This window comes from Serratia sp. MYb239, from assembly GCF_002966855.1.
Taxonomy (GTDB): domain Bacteria; phylum Pseudomonadota; class Gammaproteobacteria; order Enterobacterales; family Enterobacteriaceae; genus Serratia_B; species Serratia_B rhizosphaerae.
The window spans coordinates 2,863,183-2,879,713 of the sequence record NZ_CP023268.1 but is presented as its reverse complement, the minus strand read 5'-3'; the positions used below and the strand labels follow the sequence as shown (position 1 = coordinate 2,879,713).

The window sequence follows — 16,531 nt, the reverse complement described above, 5'->3', positions numbered from 1 at the left end:
GGAGGGAGAAATGGTTTATCAACTGGGAGTGATATTTTTTCTGGCGTTGCTGCTGATGGCGATCGCCAGGGGAGTGGCGCTGAAACTGGCGCTGGTCGATAAGCCCAGCGCCCGCAAACAGCATCAGGGCCATATTCCGCTGTGCGGAGGCATCGCGATTTATCTGTCGGTGGCTCTGTTCTCGCTCTGGCAGCCGGACGGCGTGCCTCATATGGCGGTCTACCTGTGCTGCGTGACGGCGCTGCTGCTGCTGGGCGTGCTGGATGACCGCTTTGAGCTGTCGGTCGCGCCGCGTATGGCGGTACAGGGCGGGCTGGCGCTGGTGATGATGCTGGCGGCCGGCATGCGGCTCTCTTCGCTGGGCAGCCTATGGGGCGGCGAAGCGTTGCAGCTTGGCTACGGCGCCTTGCTGGTGACGCCGCTGGCGGTGTGGGGCGCGATTAACGCTTACAACATGGTCGACGGTATTGACGGTCAGTTGGGCATACAGTCCTGCGTGACGCTGGCCGGACTGGCGGTGATGTTCGCTCTGGGCGGCCGTCTGGACACGGCGTTCTGGTGCCTGAGTCTGATTGTCACCCTGGCGGCCTACTTGTTGTTTAACCTAGGTTTTTTTGGGCGCCGCTACCGAATCTTTATGGGCGATGCCGGCAGCATGGTGATGGGATTTACCGTGTTGTGGCTGTTGTTGAGCGCGACGCAGGGCGACGGTGCTGTGATGCGTCCGGTCGGCGCGCTGTGGCTGATTGCCATGCCGTTGATGGATATGGTGAGCGTCATGCTGCGTCGTATCGCCCGGCGTCAGAGCCCGTTTCGAGCCGGTCGCGATCATCTGCACCATATTTTGATGCGCCGTGGTCTTAGCGCCCGCCAGGCATTGGCGGTAAGCGGTCTGCTGGCTTTGGCTCTGGCCGTTGTCGGCCTGTCCGGCGAGCTGATGGCGTGGCAGGAAAGCCTGATGCTGGCGGCATTTATGCTGTGTTCCGGCGGCTATTTCCTGCTGGTACGTGAACCTCGGCGGACAACAATGGCCGCCGGCTCGCCGGCAGCCGACCGTTAATTTTGTAGCAGGATGCTTGCATGAATTTTGATTTTACCCGCCTGGCGCGGGCTGTAGAGGATCCGTCGGTGGATGCCACTTTCGCCGCATTTCACTATATCACCGGTGAAGCTGGGCCGCGCTGCGGCTGCGTAATTGGTAAAAGGTAATGGTCGATGCAAGGAGCAGCGATGATAAAAAATAGTGCACAACCCGGTGCGGTGGCCGATGTGGAAGAGAAACTGGAGTGGGAGCGCCTGATCGGCCTGCTGTGGGATAACCGTTGGCGTCTGGCGCTGGCGACCATCTTGGCGGCGTTGCTGGGACTGCTGTACGCGCTGCTGGCGACGCCGATCTATGAGGCGACGGCGATGGCGCAGGTGGAGCAGCCGACCACCGGCGCGTCGCTGCTGCGCCAATCGCTGGACAATGCCGGCGAGCAGTTTTCCGCTACGCAGGATGAGATTGCGCTGGTTAACTCCCGCTACGTGCTGGGGAAAACCGTGGACAGCCTGGGACTGACGGTGCGGGTCAGCGCGGATGCTTTCCCGCTGGTGGGCAAAGGCGTAGCGCGTTTGCTTGGCCGGCCGGTCCCACAGTTGGCGATTGCCGAATTGGCGGTGCCGACGGACATGTTGGGTAAAGTCCTGACCCTGAGCGTGCGGGAGAACCAGCGCTTTACGTTGAGCCAGGACGGGCGGACGGTGCTGCGCGGCCGGGCGGGGGAGACGCTGCAGGACGGCGCATGGCGTCTGCGCGTGACGACGCTGTCCGCCGAGCCGGGCGCGACGTTTAGCGTGGTAAAGCTGGCGCGTCAGCAGGCCATCGACGATCTGCGCCGCAATCTGAGCATCACCCTGGCGGGTAAAGAGAGCGGCATCATGACCTTCAAACTGGAGAATGAAGATCCGCAGTACGCCAGACGGATTCTGCAGAGCATCACCGAAAACTATCTGCAACAGAATGTCGACCGCAAAACCGAAGAGGCGCAGCGCATGCTGGCGTTTTTGGCGCGTCAGCTGCCGCAGACTCAATCTTCGCTGAATCAGGCGGAAAACCGGCTGAACCAGTTCCGCCGGCAAAATGATTCGGTGGACCTGTCGCTGGAAGCCAAGTCGGTGCTGGATACGCTGGTGCAGCTGGAGGCGCAGCTTAATGAACTGACCTTCAAAGAATCGGAGATTTCCAAGCTGTATACCCGCGCGCACCCGGCATATCGCGCCCTGCTGGAAAAACGCGCCACGCTGGAGCAGGAAAAAACGCGTCTGGGCAAACAGGTGCAGAACCTGCCGAAAACCCAACAGGAGGTGCTGCGCCTGACGCGTGATGTACAGGTTGATCAGCAGGTGTATATGCAGCTGATGAACAAACAGCAGGAGTTGAACATCAGCAAGGCGGGTACGGTGGGGAACATCCGCATTATCGATGCGGCGGAAACGACGATTAAGCCGGTAAAACCGCAAAAAATGCTGATCGTCATACTGTCGCTATTGAGCGGCGGGACGATTGCCGCCGCGGTGGTTCTGTTGCGCGGTGCTTTTCACCGGGGCATTGACGATAGCGCCGTGTTGGAAAAGCGCGGTATCAATGTGTATGCCACGGTGCCGCTGTCATTATGGCAGACGAAGCGCAACCGCAGTCAGCAGCTTTTGCTGACGCGCTCCGGCGGTGAGCGGCTGCCGACCCTGGCGCTGGAACAGCCGGAGGATCTGGCCGTTGAAGCGCTCCGCAGTCTGCGCACCAGTCTGCACTTCGTGATGATGGAGGCGAGCAACAATATCCTGATGGTGTCCGGCGCCAGTCCGGCCAGCGGGAAAAGTTTCGCCAGCATTAATCTGGCGGCGGTGCTGGCTCAGGCCGGCCAGCAGGTACTGCTGATTGACGGCGATATGCGCAAGGGGTTTTTGCATCGCTGGCTGAGCAACGACGCACGGCACGGGTTGTCCGACGTGCTGGTCGGCCGCACTGAGCCGAGCCTGGCGGTGCGCACCACGGCGCAGGCCAATCTGGATTTTGTCCCGCGCGGTCAGGTGCCGCCAAACCCTTCCGAACTGCTGATGCACCCGCGTTTTACGGACTTTTTGCGCTGGGCAGGGCAGCGTTACGATATCGTGCTGATTGATACGCCGCCGATTCTGGCGGTCACCGATGCGGCGATTATCGGCCATCATGCGGGAACCTCTTTGATGGTGGTGCGTTTCGCGGTTAACAGCATAAAACAGGTTGAAGCCAGCCTGCGCCGCTTTGAACAGAACGGCGTATCCGTCAAAGGCGTGATTCTCAACGGCGTGGTGAAAAAGGCCGTTACCGATGTCGGTTATTACAACTTTGCCTACCCCAGCCACCGGGAAGAGGGCGACACGGTGCACAGGACCTAGCCCTATGAAGGCGATTTTGCACAATGCGTTCTGGCTGATGCTGGAGCGGGTATCGCTCAGCCTGTCGGGCGTGTTCGTTTCCGTCTATGTGGCGCGTTATCTGGGGCCGGCGCAGTTCGGCGCGCTGAACTATCTGCTGGCGACGATCGCTATTGTGGTGCCGCTGGTGCAGCTGGGCGCCGACAGCGTGATCTTCAACCGCGTTGCCCGCCGCCCTGACAGCGGCGTCCGGCTGATGATGGCCTCTATGCAGCTGCGGCGGCGGCTGTTTTTACTGCTGGCGCTGCCGCTGTGGTTATGGAGTTTTTATCACCATCCGGCGCCGCAAACCTGGATGAGCACGCTGCTGCTGGCAAGCGCCTATTTTTCCGTCCAGGACGTTTACAAGATTTACTACGATGCCCGGCTGCAGGCGAAGCGCAATACGCTGATTAACAACCTGGCGTTAGCGCTGGCGATCGTCCTGCGGCTGGCTTTGATCGGCGCGGCGCTGCCGCTGGTGTGGTTTGCCGTGCCGTATCTTATCGCCAGCGCGCTGCCTTACCTGACGCGTCTGTGGCTGTTTCGTCGCGGCTCACCGCCGGCGCCGTTTAACGCGCGCGCGATGCGGCGCTATGGCCGCTACCTGCTGCGTGTCGGTCTGCCGCTGGCCGCTGCCGGGCTGTCGATCGTCATCTATACCCGCATCGATCAAATCATGCTCGGCAATCTGCTCGGGCCGCAGGCGGTAGGCTGGTACAGCGCCGCCGTAACGCTGGGCCAGGGCTGGATCTTTATTCCTCTGGCGCTGGTGACGTCGCTGATGCCGGGGATTGCCCGCTGCGCCGCCGGTCCGGAACGGGAATACCGTATCCGTCTGCTGTGCCTGCTGGCGCTGCTGATTTCTCTGCCGGCGCTGCTGATACTGGGCGGCTACGCCACGCCGCTGGTGACGTGGCTGTATGGCGAGGCATTCCGCCCGGCCGCCGATGTTTTGGCGATGAGTACCCTGACCGCGCTGTTTTCGGTGCTGGGGACGGTGGCGTATCGCAGCATGGTGCTGTTGGCCGGTTACCGTTTTATTGCGCTGAAGATGCCGCTGGTGGCGTTGGCCAACGTGGTGATGAACGCCATGCTGATCCCGCGTTACGGGTTGCCCGGCGCGGCGCTGTCGACGCTGCTGGCTGAATTTTTCTCACTGTTTGTGTTAAACGCTTTTTTCCGCGGCGGACGGATCGTCCGTTTGCAACTGACCTGTTATTACGCTCTGCCACGTTTTATTCGCACGCTAAGGAGGCGGCATGCTTAATCGTTTATTGAAAGGGATCGTTCGGTGTTTGCCCGATGCGCTGCACCATCAGGTGAAATATGCGATGTACTTTAAGCGGTGGCCGCGTCTGGCGCACCCGCGCGGCTATAGCGAGAAGTTGATGCGGCGCAAGATTTATCCGCGCAGCGTTTACACCATGCTGTCGGATAAATACAAAGTGCGCGAGTTTATCGCCGGGCTTTGGGGTGACGCCTATCTGATTGAACTGTACGCGCACGGCGCGGAACTGAGTTATGACGTATTTCGCCGTCTGCCACGCCAGTTCGTGCTCAAGGCCAACCACGGTAGCGGTTATAACCGGCTGGTGTTTGATAAGGAACAGGTCAGCTACGCCGAACTCTACGATCAAACCCGGTGCTGGATGCGCGCCAATTTTTATCAGCAAAGCCGTGAGCGGCACTACCGCGATATTGAGCCATGCATCATGGTCGAACGGCTGCTGCTGGAAAACGGCGAGGTGCCGCACGATCTCAAGTTTCACTGCTTCAACCGCGATGGCGTGATTCGCATTTTTATTCAGGTGGATTACCAGCGCTTTGGCGAACACCGGCGGGATGTTTTCGATGAAAACTGGAACCGCACGGAAATTCGCCTTGTCCTGCCTAACGCCGAGCAGCCTCTGGCCGCACCGTCGCAATTGGCGGACATGCTGCGCCTGGCGCGCCTGACGGCGCAGCAGTTTTCCTATCTGCGGGTCGATTTTTATCAGGTGGGGGAGCGGGTCTACTTCGGCGAGCTGACGTTTACGCCCGGCGCAGGTTTATCCCGCCTGATGCCGGAGCGCATCGAGCAGGAATGGGGCGGCTACTTTACCGAGTAACGGAGGGCATGCCGCCGACATTGCTCCATGCCCTCCGTTACCGCAGATAAACGCGATTACCCACCATTATCCTTGAGGTAAGAAATGGATTTCTCAATTGTTATGCCAATTTATAACAGCGCAGGATTTTTACCGAAGACGCTCTCCCGCATTTTTGCCGCCTGTCGGGGATTCGACTACCAGGTGATTCTGGTGGATGACGGCTCGGATGCGATTGATATCGCTCAGGTGCGGCAAATTGCCTGCGCCCACAGTCAGGTAATGCTGCATGAGAAGAAGCAAAAGAGCAATGCGGCGGTATCGCGCAATCTGGGCGTGCGGCTGGCGGAGGCGGAGGTGGTGTTTTTTCTCGACGCCGACGACTACTTCACCACCAACTATATTATCCGCCGTCTGAAATACCACGAAGACGTCAGTATTGACATTATTTTTGGTAATTACGCCGAGGTGAGCGGCGTATCGGTGCGCGACTATACCTTCCAGTATCAGAGCGGCAGCGCCGGGGAAGATTTCCTGTTCCTGGAGATGGGCGACATCCGTTCTTCCACCATCAGCATGCGTAAAAAAAGCGATCGACGCTTTTTGTTTCCCGAATTTCTGTATAAGCACCAGGACTGGGGTTTTCTGGTCAACGCCACCAATCTGGGGGCGCAGATTGCCCACGATGCCGGCGGAGGAGTGTATCTGGACGTTGGCCGCGCCAGTCGGATGAGCACGCGACTGAACCTGGAAGCCAGCGATCTGTTTATCGACGCGTTCCTGTCCTCAAGCGCGCAGCATATCAGCGGCTTCGCCTGCAAACATCTGCTGGCTTCCCTCTACAGCGAGAATCAGCAGGCGTTCAGTTATTACTCTTCGCGCACTCTTCAGCACTCGCTGAGCGGCAAATTCAAACTGATCAAGCTGTACGGCGACTGCCTGACGCGGTTAGGTCTTTTTCCGCTGGGCGGTCGTCTGCTGCGCCATGCCCGCAACGGTTTTCGGAGGTGAAATGACGTCACGCAATATTGCCATTGTTATTGAGAATATCGCCGGGAAAGGCGGAACCGAACGCGTCGCCAGCGGCCTGGCCAATGCGCTGGCTGACAGCGACGACATGCGGGTCACGCTGTTCTCTTTCGGCGGCGAGCGGGCGTTTTTTCCGCTGTCGCAGTCGGTGACGCTGCGCCCGATCGGCAGCCGGGCACCGTGTTGGCCATGGCGGCTGGCGTGGGCGCTGCGGCGCGGGCGTTACGACGCCATCATTGTCGTCTCGATGGGGCGTTTGTCGGTGGTGATGACGCCGTATTTGCGCCTGCTGTGTCCCGATAGCCGGCTGCTGCTCAGTGAACACGTCAGTTTTCAGCAGTATCCGTGGCCGATGCGCTGGCTGAAACTGCTGATTTATGCCTTGGGCGACCGGGTGATTTTGCTGACGCACCGAGATCGGGCGCGGATCGGCCGTTGGATCCGGCAGGATAAATGCCTGGTGATCGAGAACGTTTCGCCGTTTACGCCGCAGCCGCCCGACTGCGGTCAACGGCGCAACGTCGCCCTGGCCATCGGCCGGCTCACCGAACAGAAAGGCTTTGACCGGTTGATTGACGCCTGGCGGCAGATCGCCCGTCAGGCGCCGTCATGGCAGCTGTTGATCGTCGGGGATGGCCCGGCGCGGCCGGCGCTGCAACGGCAGATTGCGCAGGCGGGGTTGGAGCGTCAGGTCTCTTTGCTGCCGGCGACGCCGGACGTGGCGCGCTATTACCGTCAGGCCAGTCTGTATCTGATGACCTCCCGTTACGAGGGGTTGCCGATGGTGCTGATTGAAGCGCTGAGTTTTGGCCTGCCGCTGGTGGCTTATGACTGTCAAACCGGGCCGGCGGAACTGATTGAGTCCGGGGTGAACGGCTATCTGGTGCCGGACGGCGACAGCCCGCAGTTCTGCGAGCGGGTGCTGGCGCTGATGGCGGATAACGCACTGCGGCTACGCTTTGCGCACGCTTCGTGGCGGCAGGCGCAGCGCTTTACGCCGGAACGTATTTACCCCTTGTGGCAACGGATTATCACGTGAGGAACATATGGAAAAAGTATCAGTTATTATGCCGGCCTATAACGCAGCGGCATCCGTCAGGGCATCGATTCTGGGCGTGCTCAACCAGAGCTTTACCGACTTTCAGCTGTATGTGATTGACGACGCCTCCACCGATGAGACGGCGGACATTGTGGCGTCGCTGAGGAATGAGCGTGTGACCTATATTCGCAACCCGCGCAACCTGGGGGTGGCGGCCACGCGCAATATCGGTATCGATATGGCCCGCGGCGACTACCTGGCGTTTTGCGACAGCGATGACGTGTGGCTGGGTAACAAGCTGGCGCGGCAGGTGGAGATTTTGCAGTCCGGCCGCTACGACGTGGTGTGCTCGCACTATTACACCTTTGAGCAGGATCTGCATCAGGTGAAGAACTACCGCGGCGCGGCGGAAGTTATTGACTACCCGGCGATGCTCAGGAGCAACCGCATCGGCAACCTGACCGGTATCTACAATCAGCGGCGCACCGGTAAGGTCTATCAGCAGCCGGTGGGGCATGAAGATTACCTGATGTGGCTGGCGGTGCTGGAACGGGCATACAACGGCCTGGCGTACTGCGTGCCGGAACCGCTGGCATTTTACCGGGTTTCCGACCATTCGCTGTCCGGCAATAAGCTGCAGGCGGCGGACTGGCAGTGGAAAATCTACCGTCAGTATCTGGGGCTGTCGTACCAGAAATCTTGTTACCTGTTTTTTGCTTACCTGTTGAATGCGGCGATGAAGCGGCAATGAGCGGTTTGATGCCGGCGATTGCCGCCGCCGCGCTGCTGCAGGGGATGCCGCCGCAGGAGTGTGCGCCGAATCTACTGCAAAACCCCGGTTTCGAACAGGGGCTGCAGGGCTGGCGCGGCGAAGGTGCCGGAGAGGATAGCGCGGCGCACGGCGGCAGGGCCAGCCTGCGCTATCACAATCAGGATGCCGCCCGTTACCACACCTTCAGCCAGACGGTCGCGGCGCAGCCCGGACAGGCTATCGCGTTTGGCGCCTGGCTGAAAGGGCGCGGGCTGCAGGGGGCGCCGCAGGATCGCGGCGCCAGCGTGTATATCCAGAGTTTTGATGCACAGGGGCGTTTTCTGGAGGGGCGCTACCCGACGGGAATCGTCGGCAACAGCGGTTGGCGGCATATCTCGGCCTTGTATCGCGTGCCCCGGCGGGCGGCGCGGGTGACGCTGGGGCTGTATCTGCGCCGTGGCACCACCGGGACGGCGTGGTTCGACGATGCGTATGCCTGCGTGCTGTCGCCGCAGGCGGCGCTCTATCCGGCGGGCGGTCGCACGCTGATTGAAACGCCGCATCCACAGTGGGTGACGGTCAGCAGCGTGCTGCTCGATCGGCAGCGCAAAGTTGTCGACCAGACGAACCAGCGGCGCTATATCGCCGAGCGCTATTGGCTGGGTTATACGCCGCCGCCGTTGCCGCCGGGGGAATATCGCCTGCGTCAGCAGGTGACCGAAGCGCCGACGGGGCGCAGCCGCAGCAGTGAGATCGCGCTGGATATCGGTCAGCCGACGCCGACGGTGGCGATTGACGGACAGGGGTTTACCCGTCGCCGCGGCGAACGGATATTTCCGCTGGGGATTTACACCACCCGCAGCGGCGATGACGATCTGGCGCGTATCGCCGCCGCCGGTTTCAACAGCGTGCTCAATTACCGTTATGGCGTTGGCAAGGACGCCGACGCTTTTTTTCGCCGCAGCCGGCGTCACGGGCTGCAGGTTATCTACGCCATCAAAGATCTCTATGCCGGCAGCCGTTTTGCGCCGGCGACGCGCGGCAGCTATGCGGCGTTGGCCGCCGCCCAGATTAATCGGCTGAAAAACCAGCCTAATTTACTGGCCTGGTATATCAATGATGAGCTGGGGCTGGAGTTTCTGCCGCAGATTGCGGCCAGGCACCAGCAGGTGCAGCGGCTTGACCGCCACCACCCGACGTTTCAGGTGCTGAATAAAACCGCCACGCTGGATGACTATTTCAACAGTGCGGATATTTTGGCGACCGATCCCTATCCGGTCGGTTCGGAGCCTCACCTGCGCCGCACCCTGCATGATACGCAGCAAACCGTGCGCGCGGCGCGCGGGGTGAAGGGCGCCTGGATGGTGATTCAGATTATGGATCATGCCGCCTATGATGACCGGCGTTCTGCGCGGGCGCCGACGGAAGATGAAGTCCGCACCCAGGCCTGGCTGGCGCTGATCGGCGGCGCGCGCGGGCTGCTGTTTTATTCCTATAACGACCTGTTTTATCAGCAGCGGCGTGGCCATTTTGACCGCGCGGCGTTTGAGACGCAGTGGCGCGGTATCGCCCGTGTGGCGCGTCAGGTTAACGGTTTCAGCCCTTACTTGCTTACGGGTGACGGTGTAACGTTGAAATTGCCGGGATCCGCAGCGGCGGCGCGAATCTTCGTGCGTGGCGACCGTGCGCTGCTGCTGGTCGCCAATCCGGAGGCGCGCCCGGTGACGCTGCATCTGCAGTTGCCGGATGGCTGGCGTCATCAGACACGCCGCGAGCTGGAGATACCACTGCCGCCGCTGGGCAGCTCCCATCGGTGGCTGCGTCGCTGAATCCGGTTTGCCGCCGCTGCGGCGCAGGAGTACCCCCAAATAGCCGACAGCAATGCACAAGATATGCACCGGCGGCGACGTTTTTAATTTCTTGTTATAAATCAATATCAAATTGAGTTTTCTGGCGTTATCCAAAAGGGGTATTGCCGCGCCTGCCCGCGTTTTTCCCATCATGTTGTGTTGATCGCAATCAATTTGCCGCCGCCTTTGCATCAGTAGCCTTGGCCGCAGATTGAGCAATGACGTCCATCATGATGACCCCAGACCCGAACCCCGGCGCAGGCGCCGGGCAGTGAGGGAAAATAACGATAAGAGCCTTCAGGAGAACTCCGGATGAGCAAATTTTTAGACCGGTTCCGCTACTTTAAACAGCTGGCGGAACCGTTCTCTGGCGAACATGGCCAGACGCTTGACAGCAACCGAGATTGGGAAGACGGCTACCGCAGCCGCTGGCAGCACGACAAAATCGTGCGTTCGACCCACGGCGTCAACTGCACCGGTTCGTGCAGCTGGAAGATCTACGTGAAAAATGGTCTGGTGACCTGGGAAACCCAGCAGACCGACTATCCGCGTACCCGCCCCGACTTGCCGAACCACGAACCGCGCGGCTGCCCGCGCGGCGCCAGCTACTCCTGGTATCTGTACAGCGCCAACCGCCTGAAATATCCGCTGATGCGCAAACGCCTGCTGAAACTGTGGCGTGAAGCCAAGGCGCAGCACAGCGATCCGGTCGAGGCCTGGGGCGCTATCGTCAGCGATCCGGACAAGGCCAAGAGCTATAAAATCGCCCGCGGCCGCGGCGGCTTTGTGCGTTCCAGCTGGCAGGAGGTGAACGAACTGATTGCCGCCTCCAACGTCTATACCGCAAAAACCTTCGGCCCAGACCGTATTATCGGTTTTTCGCCGATCCCGGCGATGTCGATGGTGTCCTACGCGTCCGGCGCGCGTTACCTGTCGCTGATCGGCGGCACCTGTCTGAGCTTCTACGACTGGTACTGCGATTTACCTCCCGCGTCGCCGATGACCTGGGGTGAGCAGACCGACGTGCCGGAATCCGCCGACTGGTATAACTCCTCCTATATTATCGCCTGGGGTTCCAACGTGCCGCAGACCCGCACGCCGGACGCCCACTTCTTTACCGAGGTGCGCTACAAGGGCACCAAAACCGTGGCGGTGACGCCGGACTACGCCGAAGTGGCGAAACTCTGCGACCAGTGGCTGAATCCGAAGCAGGGCACCGACAGCGCCATGGCGCTTGCGATGGGCCATGTGATGCTGAAAGAGTTTCATCTGGATCGTCAGGTCGGCTATTTCCGCGATTACGTGCGCCGCTATACCGATATGCCGATGCTGGTGCTGCTGGAGCCGCGCGACGAGGGTTATTACGCCGCCGGCCGCATGCTGCGCGCCAGCGATCTGGTGGACGCGCTGGGGCAGGACAACAATCCGCAGTGGAAAACCGTCGCGCTGGATGAAAAGAGCGGCCAACTGGTGGCGCCGCAGGGGGCGATCGGTTTCCGCTGGGGCGAGCAGGGTAAATGGAACCTGGAGCAGCGCGCCGGCCAGGCGCAGCAGGAGGTTGAGCTGCAGCTGAGCCTGCTGGGGTCACACGATGAGGTGGCCGAGGTCGGTTTCCCGTATTTTGGCGGCGCGGAAAGCGAACACTTCAACAGCGTGGCGCTGGAGCAGGTGCTGCGCCATAAGCTGCCGGTGAAACGTCTGCAGCTGGCGGACGGCAGCGAGGCGTTGGTGGCCAGCGTCTACGATCTGACGCTGGCGAACTACGGCCTCGATCGCGGGCTGGACGACGCCAACTGCGCCGCCGGCTATGACGACATCAAGGCCTATTCCCCTGCGTGGGCGGAGCAGATTACCGGCGTTTCCCGTCATCACATCATCCGCATCGCGCGTGAATTTGCCGAGAACGCCGAGAAAACCCACGGTCGTTCCATGATCATCGTCGGTGCCGGTATGAACCACTGGTATCACATGGATATGAACTACCGCGGTCTGATCAATATGCTGATCTTCTGCGGCTGCGTCGGCCAGAGCGGCGGTGGCTGGGCGCACTACGTCGGCCAGGAGAAGCTGCGGCCGCAGACCGGCTGGCTGCCGCTGGCCTTCGGCCTCGACTGGCAGCGACCGCCGCGCCAGATGAACGGCACCTCATTCTTCTACAACCACTCCAGCCAGTGGCGTTATGAAACCGTCGCTACCGAGGAACTGCTGTCGCCGCTGGCGGATAAATCCCGCTTCAGCGGCAGCCTGATCGATCTCAACGTGCGCGCCGAACGTATGGGCTGGTTGCCGTCCGCGCCACAGTTGAACACCAACCCGTTGCGGATTGCGGCGCAGGCGGCCGCGGCTGGACAATCGCCGTTGGATTACACCGTCGACAGCCTGAAGCAGGGGGCGCTGCGTTTTGCCGCCGAGCAACCGGACAACCCGCAGAACTTCCCGCGCAACCTGTTCGTCTGGCGCTCCAATCTGCTGGGATCCTCCGGTAAAGGCCATGAATACCTGCTGAAGTACCTGCTGGGGACGGAAAACGGTATTCAGGGCAAGGATTTGGGACAGCAGGGCGGCGTTAAACCGCAGGACGTGGAGTGGCAGGATCAGGGCGGCGAAGGCAAGCTGGATCTGGTGGTGACGCTCGATTTCCGCATGTCCAGCACCTGCCTCTATTCCGACATCGTGCTGCCGACCGCCACCTGGTATGAAAAAGACGACATGAATACCTCGGATATGCATCCGTTTATTCATCCGCTGTCGGCGGCGGTCGATCCGGCCTGGGAGTCGAAGAGCGACTGGGAAATTTACAAGGGCATCGCCAAGGCCTTCTCTGAGGTGTGCGTCGGCCACCTAGGGCAGGAAACCGACGTGGTGACGTTGCCGATCCAGCATGACTCCGCCGCCGAGCTGGCGCAGCCGCTGGGCGTACAGGACTGGAAAAAAGGCGAATGCGACCTTATTCCGGGCAAAACCGCGCCGCACATCATGGTGGTTGAGCGTGACTATCCGGCTACCTATGAGCGCTTTACCTCGCTCGGCCCGCTGCTGGACAAGCTCGGCAACGGCGGTAAGGGCATCAGCTGGAACACCCAGACGGAGATCGATTTCCTGAAACAGCTGAACTACGTGAAGACCGACGGCCCGGCGGCCGGCCGGCCGAAGATCGATAGTGCGATTGACGCGGCGGAAGTGATTTTGTCGCTGGCGCCGGAGACCAACGGCCAGGTGGCGGTAAAAGCCTGGCAGGCGCTCAGCAACATCACCGGCCGGGATCACACGCATCTGGCGCTGAACAAGGAAGATGAAAAGATTCGCTTCCGTGATATTCAGGCCCAGCCGCGCAAGATTATTTCCAGCCCGACCTGGTCCGGTCTGGAAGACGAGCACGTCTCCTACAACGCCTGCTACACCAACGTGCACGAGCTGATCCCGTGGCGCACCCTCAGTGGCCGTCAGCAGCTTTATCAGGATCACGAGTGGATGCGCGCCTTTGGCGAGAGCCTGTTGGTCTACCGTCCGCCGATCGACACCCGCGCCGCGCAGCCGCTGCTTAACCGGCAGCCGAACGGCAATAAAGAGAAGGCGCTGAATTTCCTGACGCCGCACCAGAAATGGGGTATCCACTCCACCTATAGCGACAACCTGCTGATGCTGACGCTGTCGCGCGGCGGGCCGATCGTCTGGATGAGCGAGGAGGACGCCGCCGATCTGGGCATTGCCGATAACGACTGGATTGAGGCGTTCAACGCCAACGGCGCGCTGACCGCCCGTGCGGTGGTCAGCCAGCGCATTCCGGGCGGTATGACCATGATGTACCACGCGCAGGAGCGCATCGTGAATATTCCGGGGTCAGAGATCACCAGCCAGCGCGGCGGTATCCACAACTCGGTCACCCGCGTCTGCCCGAAACCGACGCATATGATCGGCGGCTATGCGCAGCTGAGCTATGGCTTTAACTACTACGGCACCGTCGGCTCCAACCGCGATGAGTTTGTGGTCGTGCGCAAGATGAACCGTATCGATTGGTTGGATGGCGAAGGTAACGACGACACCCAGGGCAGCCAGCAGGAGAAAGCCAAATGAAAATTCGTTCGCAAGTCGGCATGGTGCTGAATCTGGACAAATGCATCGGTTGTCATACCTGTTCGGTCACCTGTAAGAACGTCTGGACCAGCCGCGAAGGTATGGAATACGCGTGGTTCAACAACGTGGAAAGTAAGCCGGGCGTCGGCTATCCGCACGCCTGGGAAGATCAGGACAAATGGAAAGGCGGCTGGATCCGCAAAATCAACGGCAAACTGGAGCCGCGCATGGGCAGCCGCGTCGGCGTGCTGTCGAAGATTTTCGCCAACCCGCACGTGCCGGCGCTGGATGATTACTACGAACCGTTTGATTACGACTACCAGCATCTGCATACCGCGCCGCAGGGCAAGCAGCAGCCGATCGCCCGGCCGCGCTCGTTGATCACCGGCCAGCGCATGAAGAAGATCGAGAACGGCCCGAACTGGGAAGAGATCCTCGGCGGCGAGTTTGAAAAGCGCTCGCAGGATAAAAACTTCGCCAATATGCAAAAGGCGATGTACGGCCAGTTTGAAAACACCTTCATGATGTATCTGCCGCGCCTGTGCGAGCACTGTCTGAATCCGGCGTGCGTGGCGACCTGCCCGAGCGGCGCTATCTATAAGCGCGGCGAAGACGGCATTGTGCTGATTGACCAGGACAAGTGCCGCGGCTGGCGCATGTGTCTGACCGGCTGCCCGTACAAGAAAATCTACTTTAACTGGAAAAGCGGCAAGTCGGAGAAATGTATTTTCTGCTACCCGCGCATCGAGGCCGGCCAGCCGACCGTCTGTTCGGAAACCTGCGTCGGGCGTATCCGCTACCTGGGCGTGCTGCTGTATGACGCCGACCGTATCGAACAGGCGGCGGCGACGGAAAATGAGCAGGATCTGTATCAGAGCCAGCTGGATATCTTCCTCGACCCGCACGATCCGGCGGTGATTGCCCAGGCGCTGGCGGACGGCGTGCCGCAGAGCGTGATCGACGCCGCGCAGCAGTCGCCGGTGTACAAAATGGCGATGGACTGGAAGCTGGCGCTGCCGCTGCACCCGGAATACCGCACCTTACCGATGGTGTGGTACGTGCCGCCGTTATCGCCGATTCAGTCGGCGGCGGATGCCGGCGAGCTGGCGCACAACGGCGTACTGCCGGACGTCGACAGCCTGCGTATCCCGGTGCAGTACCTGGCGAACCTGCTGACCGCCGGCGATACCGCGCCGGTGCTGCTGGCGCTGAAGCGTATGCTGGCGATGCGCCACTACAAGCGCGCCGAAAGCGTGGACGGCGTGGTGGACACCAGCGCGCTGGAACAGGTGGGCCTGAGCGAAGCGCAGGCGCAGGAAATGTACCGCTATCTGGCGATCGCCAACTACGAAGACCGCTTTGTGGTGCCGTCCAGCCATCGTGAGCTGGCGCGCGAGGCCTTCCCGGAAAGCAAAGGCTGCGGCTTCAGCTTCGGCGACGGCTGCCACGGCAGCGACGGTAAGTTCAACCTGTTCAACAGCCGCCGTATCGATGCGATTGACGTGTCGCAGAAAACTGCGCGTCCGGAGGATGCCTCATGATGACATTACGGATTATCGCCCGCCTGCTGGACTATCCCGATCAGGCGTTGTGGGATCATCAGGATGAGCTGCTGGCGGCGCTGGAGCCGGCCTGCGAGCTGGATCTGCACTACAGCGCGCAGCTGATGCAGTTTATCCGCGAGTTGTGCGCCCGCCCGCTGCTGGACACGCAGGCCGACTATTGCGAGCTGTTTGACCGCGGCCGCGCCACCTCGCTGCTGCTGTTTGAGCATGTGCACGGCGAATCGCGCGACCGCGGGCAGGCGATGGTCGACCTGATGGCGCAGTATCGCGCCGACGGGTTACAGATCGACAGCCGCGAACTGCCGGATTTTCTGCCGCTGTATCTGGAGTATCTCGCCAGCCGCAGCCATGAGGCGGCGCGCGAGGGGTTGCAGGACATCGCGCCGATTCTGGCGCTGCTGGGTGCGCGCCTGCATCAGCGCAGCAGCGCATACGGCGTGCTGTTCGACATTCTGCTGGCGCTGTCCGGCAGCGATATTCAGGCGCAGGCGCTGCAGCAGCAGGTGGCCGCAGAGGCGCGCGATGATACGCCGCAGGCGTTGGATGCGGTATGGGAAGAGGAACAGATTAAGTTTCTCGGCGAACCGCAGGGCTGCGCTTCCGCGCAGCAAACCGCACACCAGCGGCGCTTCGCCGGTGCGGTGGCGCCGCAGTATCTCGATCTGTCGGATGCGTTAACCGGAACCAAAGGACGCTAA

12 protein-coding genes are annotated in these 16,531 nt (G+C 60.9%); all 12 read left to right on the top strand.

Going from position 1 to position 16,531, the window contains the following annotated elements; all coding sequences use genetic code 11:
- Positions 1 to 10: 10 nt before the first annotated feature.
- The 12 genes from wecA (at position 11) to narJ (ending at position 16,531) form a co-directional block, all read left to right on the top strand.
- Positions 11 to 1,060, top strand: a complete 1,050-nt coding sequence (gene wecA, locus CLM71_RS13900; RefSeq protein ID WP_105231533.1) for a UDP-N-acetylglucosamine--undecaprenyl-phosphate N-acetylglucosaminephosphotransferase — start codon at positions 11 to 13, stop codon at positions 1,058 to 1,060.
- A gap of 20 nt (positions 1,061 to 1,080) precedes the next feature.
- Positions 1,081 to 1,209 (top strand): hypothetical protein, encoded by a 129-nt coding sequence (locus CLM71_RS24365; RefSeq protein WP_255414250.1) that lies wholly within the window; start codon positions 1,081 to 1,083, stop codon positions 1,207 to 1,209.
- Positions 1,210 to 1,230: 21 nt separating this feature from the next.
- Positions 1,231 to 3,417: a polysaccharide biosynthesis tyrosine autokinase gene (locus CLM71_RS13895; RefSeq protein WP_105231532.1), complete on the top strand. Its 2,187-nt coding sequence runs from the start codon at positions 1,231 to 1,233 to the stop codon at positions 3,415 to 3,417.
- Positions 3,418 to 3,421: 4 nt separating this feature from the next.
- Positions 3,422 to 4,705 (top strand): flippase, encoded by a 1,284-nt coding sequence (locus CLM71_RS13890; protein WP_105231531.1) that lies wholly within the window; start codon positions 3,422 to 3,424, stop codon positions 4,703 to 4,705.
- Complete coding sequence (locus tag CLM71_RS13885) at positions 4,698 to 5,546, top strand: ATP-grasp fold amidoligase family protein (protein ID WP_105231530.1); 849 nt, start codon at positions 4,698 to 4,700, stop codon at positions 5,544 to 5,546. Before CLM71_RS13890 ends, CLM71_RS13885 begins: the two co-directional genes overlap by 8 nt.
- Before the next feature lie 84 nt (positions 5,547 to 5,630).
- Positions 5,631 to 6,536: a glycosyltransferase family A protein gene (locus tag CLM71_RS13880; RefSeq protein WP_105231529.1), complete on the top strand. Its 906-nt coding sequence runs from the start codon at positions 5,631 to 5,633 to the stop codon at positions 6,534 to 6,536.
- Between the two features lies 1 nt (position 6,537).
- On the top strand, positions 6,538 to 7,593 hold the full coding sequence (locus CLM71_RS13875) for a glycosyltransferase family 4 protein (protein ID WP_105231528.1): 1,056 nt from the start codon (positions 6,538 to 6,540) through the stop codon (positions 7,591 to 7,593).
- A gap of 7 nt (positions 7,594 to 7,600) precedes the next feature.
- Positions 7,601 to 8,344 (top strand): glycosyltransferase family 2 protein, encoded by a 744-nt coding sequence (locus CLM71_RS13870; RefSeq protein ID WP_105231527.1) that lies wholly within the window; start codon positions 7,601 to 7,603, stop codon positions 8,342 to 8,344.
- Positions 8,341 to 10,173: a carbohydrate-binding protein CenC gene (locus CLM71_RS13865; RefSeq protein WP_234008577.1), complete on the top strand. Its 1,833-nt coding sequence runs from the start codon at positions 8,341 to 8,343 to the stop codon at positions 10,171 to 10,173. The genes CLM71_RS13870 and CLM71_RS13865 overlap by 4 nt, the downstream gene beginning before the upstream one ends.
- A gap of 333 nt (positions 10,174 to 10,506) precedes the next feature.
- Positions 10,507 to 14,268, top strand: a complete 3,762-nt coding sequence (locus CLM71_RS13860; protein WP_105231526.1) for a nitrate reductase subunit alpha — start codon at positions 10,507 to 10,509, stop codon at positions 14,266 to 14,268.
- Complete coding sequence (gene narH, locus CLM71_RS13855; protein WP_105231525.1) at positions 14,265 to 15,809, top strand: nitrate reductase subunit beta; 1,545 nt, start codon at positions 14,265 to 14,267, stop codon at positions 15,807 to 15,809. The genes CLM71_RS13860 and narH overlap by 4 nt, the downstream gene beginning before the upstream one ends.
- The gene (gene narJ, locus CLM71_RS13850) at positions 15,806 to 16,531 is read left to right on the top strand and encodes a nitrate reductase molybdenum cofactor assembly chaperone (RefSeq protein WP_105231524.1); all 726 of its coding nucleotides are present in this window, start codon (positions 15,806 to 15,808) and stop codon (positions 16,529 to 16,531) included. Before narH ends, narJ begins: the two co-directional genes overlap by 4 nt.

Bases quoted from the DNA above. Each gene is read 5' to 3' on its own strand.
- wecA (WP_105231533.1), top strand. From the start codon at position 11: ATGGTTTATCAACTGGGAGTGATATTTTTTCTGGCGTTGCTGCTGATG.
- CLM71_RS24365 (WP_255414250.1), top strand. From the start codon at position 1,081: ATGAATTTTGATTTTACCCGCCTGGCGCGGGCTGTAGAGGATCCGTCG.
- CLM71_RS13895 (WP_105231532.1), top strand. From the start codon at position 1,231: ATGATAAAAAATAGTGCACAACCCGGTGCGGTGGCCGATGTGGAAGAG.
- CLM71_RS13890 (WP_105231531.1), top strand. From the start codon at position 3,422: ATGAAGGCGATTTTGCACAATGCGTTCTGGCTGATGCTGGAGCGGGTA.
- CLM71_RS13885 (WP_105231530.1), top strand. From the start codon at position 4,698: ATGCTTAATCGTTTATTGAAAGGGATCGTTCGGTGTTTGCCCGATGCG.
- CLM71_RS13880 (WP_105231529.1), top strand. From the start codon at position 5,631: ATGGATTTCTCAATTGTTATGCCAATTTATAACAGCGCAGGATTTTTA.
- CLM71_RS13875 (WP_105231528.1), top strand. From the start codon at position 6,538: ATGACGTCACGCAATATTGCCATTGTTATTGAGAATATCGCCGGGAAA.
- CLM71_RS13870 (WP_105231527.1), top strand. From the start codon at position 7,601: ATGGAAAAAGTATCAGTTATTATGCCGGCCTATAACGCAGCGGCATCC.
- CLM71_RS13865 (WP_234008577.1), top strand. From the start codon at position 8,341: ATGAGCGGTTTGATGCCGGCGATTGCCGCCGCCGCGCTGCTGCAGGGG.
- CLM71_RS13860 (WP_105231526.1), top strand. From the start codon at position 10,507: ATGAGCAAATTTTTAGACCGGTTCCGCTACTTTAAACAGCTGGCGGAA.
- narH (WP_105231525.1), top strand. From the start codon at position 14,265: ATGAAAATTCGTTCGCAAGTCGGCATGGTGCTGAATCTGGACAAATGC.
- narJ (WP_105231524.1), top strand. From the start codon at position 15,806: ATGATGACATTACGGATTATCGCCCGCCTGCTGGACTATCCCGATCAG.